Below are 3,420 nucleotides of genomic sequence, written 5' to 3' on the forward strand. Positions count from 1 at the left end.
GATTCACAGTCAACGCGGCCGCGTATGCCGGAGTCACTGCCTGACTCTGGTTGTCCCGTTGAGGGAACTTCTACCGGCCACGACGAGGATGGCTAGTAGCAAGCACCGAGACGGCTTGCCTGGGGTCCCTGCCCAATCCCGAGCAGAGCAAGGGCAGGTAAAACCACTTTTCCACCGGTAGTCATGGGCACGACAAGGCGCAAGTATTCGTGCCGCATTGTGGACTGCATCGACGGCGACCGACTGGTTACGATTTTGCCGATTCCTCCCACGCCGCCGGCCGGGCCCGCCCACAAATCCTCAGCGTCGATGGCGAAGTACGCGGAGGTTTTTTAGAGACCCTTCTATGATGTCTGTCAAGTAAGAAGGGTCTGCAGCTCGCGGAAGATGGCGCGGGCTGTGTAGCGTTTCAGGACACGTTTGATTTCCCGATAGGTGCGGCCTTCACCGGTTCGGCGTGCTGCGTAGAGTCTGGTGGTCTCATCGTGGACCATGCGGACTTTCACGATGATGTCCAGGGCCATGTTCAGCTGCCGGTCACCGTGGCGGTTCAGCCGGTGCCTCACAGTGTTTCCGGAGGATGCGGGCAGCGGGGAAACGCCGGCAAGGGCTGCGAAGGCGGCTTCGGAGCGTATCCGGCCGTGGTGCGAGTACGCGCAGAGGATGACCGCTGCGGTGACCGGCCCAATGCCCGGGCGGGTCAGGAATCCCGGGGCGAGCTGCTCGACGAGTTCCTTCAGCTGGGCTTTCATGCGGCGCAGGTGCCTGTCTGCGTCCTTGACCGCGGCCGCCAGCCGGGCGGCTTCCTGGCGGGCGATCTGCACGTCTACCGTATCGGAGACGCGCTCTCCCCAGCCGGCGATCATCGTGACTTGGGCACCGGTGAGCGCCCTACGGGCATCAACGCCGAGGTTGGTGGTGCGCACCAGCGCGTTGAGGGCGTTGCGGTCAGCGGTGCGCCGTGTGTCCAGGCCCCTGCGGCCGGTCAACAACACGCGAAGAGCCGCGCGGAGCCCGTCGGCACGCGGCACCGCGAGACGCTCCGCTTGCCGGTGCAGAACCTGCCGGGCAGCTTCCAGCGCGTCAATCGGATCGGACTTGCCGACACCGGCCCGGGCTTCCCGTCGCGGTGGCTTCACCTCCGCGCGGGGATACCGGCCGTCTTCAGGGCACGGGTCAGCCCGGCCCCGTAGGACGAAGTCCCCTCAACCGCGGCAAGCACGTTGCCGTTCGTGTTCCGCTTCAACCAGGCGATGGCACGACAGATGGCAGCTGCCGTGGTGGGGAACGATTCGGTTGCCGTGCAGACACCGGTAGAGGTGTCCACGATCGCGTAGGTGTGGGTCCTGGCATGTGTGTCGACGCCCATGACGTGGCCATACTCTTCTGCAACGATAGTCATTGCGGGTCTTTCCTTTCCGGAAGCAGATGCCGTGAACTGGCGCCGGCCTGGAAGGGTTCTTTCGAGGCAGCTCTCTAATGAGTCACAGGTGGCACCCTGGACGACCTTCTATCAAGCCATCGGAAGAGGACAGGCCGGCGCCAGCCCCGCCGAACGGACAGGTCATAAAAAAGACACCGGGACCGGGTCAGAGTCAACGAGAGTCACGTCCAGCAGGACTGGCAGCCATCCTGCCAGCCAGACACCAGGCCAGCCACCACCTATTAGAGAGTCAACGCGCTCTGTTGCTTTTATTCGGGCTAAGCGTAGGGTGCGAGCATGGCGTTGTTCCGGCCTTTGAAGCTTGAGACGGCATTCTTCGAGCCGCAGGCGCTCGGCATCGCCCTGTACATCCGAGATCGGCTAGGGCTCGATCCGGGACTGGGTGGATCTCCCGGCTGCCGGATCGCACCTGCCATCGCGCCCGAGCAGCTTGTCACGGCGGACCGCGACGAGGTTTCCGCTCAGTGGAGCTCGTGGTGGACGACCATCTTCGGCGCGGCGGTGCTGCGCGGGGTTACCGGACCTATCGACTATTACGGGCCTCTGGTGCACGAACCGGAGTTGGGGCGGGTGGCCGAAACGCTGCTCCGCGACGCAATCGGCTGGGTCGCAGCCCAGGCCGACGGGAACGGCGGTGAATGGGGCGGCCCCACCTCGCCAACCTTCAGGCCGTGGGTCGTTCAGGAGCTGGTGCAAGGGTCGAGACCGCGTCTTCGGGGCGCGCATTCGATCGCATTCCTCGTTCTTCCCGTCGAGTGCAAGACCGGTTGGCGCATCGGAGCGTCGTTCTTCGGCATCACCAAACCACTTCTGCACGATCTGACCGCCTTCAGGAAATGGTTTGCTCAACAAATCCCAGAAGGGCTATGAGCTGCAGCGGTCCGCATCGGGCCCCTCGCTGCCTCGCGTACCGAGGCATCACAGGGCCAGAATCAATCATGCATCGCGGTCAGCGCAGTCGTGATCCGGTGGCCGGTTCGATGACTCGAGCGGATGTCCGTTAGCCGATCCCTCACCGGGCACCGTCACATATGTCAATTTCGAATGTCGTCTGCACCGAATGTTAGAGGCCCTCTGCACTGGGACCGCTGAGGAAAGACGCTGCCGGAAAGCGAACGGTATTACGGAATGCCGTCGGGAGGTGCGCCCTTCGCCGCGGAATCAGTGCCGCCGAAGGAGCTAGCGCTGCACGTAGAGTGGATGAATGAGACGCAGTCAGGGATTGTTCGGTTGGCAGGCAACGCGACTCCTATTCGCTGTCGGTGCCTTCGCCGTAATGAGCGGAATCCTTCGAGGGGCGGTCGCCGCGTCCTGGAGCTATTTGTGGCTTATCTTGGCAGGCGTCGCAATGCTGGCTTTGTCTACCCGCGGCCCGTGGGACAGCGAGGAGAGTGGTCGCAACCGATCAGTTCTGGGATTCCATGCTCGAAGCGACCCCAAGACACCTGAGAATCAGCGTCACACCCAGCCGTAAACGGACTCCAATTCGGGCATCGCATTGTCCAGTGGAGGATCCTTTACCGGACACAGCGGAGGAACTCACGACGTACGGTTGGACGGTGTCCTCACCGAACATCCACGCAGACGACCCGACAACACCCTCGGGGTTCCACCCCCTTACTCCGGACCAGGTGCCGGCACTGCACGACGAGCGGGGTGTTGATGCGGCCATCCGTGACGTGTCCATCGCGCACGTAGCCGAAGATGGGCTCCTGGCGTGGTTCCAGTTCACTTGGCGAGCGGATCCGCGCCCATTGGCTGCTGATGTGTGGGTGTTCTCACCAGATTTCCAGCGCATACTCGTCGTTGAGCATCGCTGGCGGGGCCTTGTGCCACCTGGTGGACGGGTGGAACCTGGGGTGGTTGTGTCAAGTATTTTTGGCCCCGGAAGGGCAGTTGAAACTGGCCCCACCCGGCGATGTTAGTGAGCGTCGGACCGAGTTAAAGTGACCCGTGGGCGCCCTTCTGTAACTAGG

General features: G+C 63.0%; 1 protein-coding gene and 1 pseudogene. One reads left to right on the forward strand and one right to left on the reverse strand.

The features are described from left to right. Positions 1-356 precede the first annotated feature (356 nt). Positions 357-1,402: pseudogene (locus AB4Y86_RS15050) on the reverse strand (IS110 family transposase). A gap of 318 nt (positions 1,403-1,720) precedes the next feature. Here AB4Y86_RS15050 and AB4Y86_RS15055 point away from each other — a divergent pair. Beyond that, positions 1,721-2,314: a hypothetical protein gene (locus AB4Y86_RS15055; protein WP_441403003.1), complete on the forward strand. Its 594-nt coding sequence runs from the start codon at positions 1,721-1,723 to the stop codon at positions 2,312-2,314. Positions 2,315-3,420: the final 1,106 nt, after the last annotated feature.

Source organism: Arthrobacter sp. 2YAF22_2 (assembly GCF_052114645.1).
In the GTDB taxonomy this organism is placed as follows: domain Bacteria; phylum Actinomycetota; class Actinomycetes; order Actinomycetales; family Micrococcaceae; genus Arthrobacter.

Bases quoted from the DNA above. Each gene is read 5' to 3' on its own strand.
- AB4Y86_RS15055 (WP_441403003.1), top strand. From the start codon at position 1,721: ATGGCGTTGTTCCGGCCTTTGAAGCTTGAGACGGCATTCTTCGAGCCG.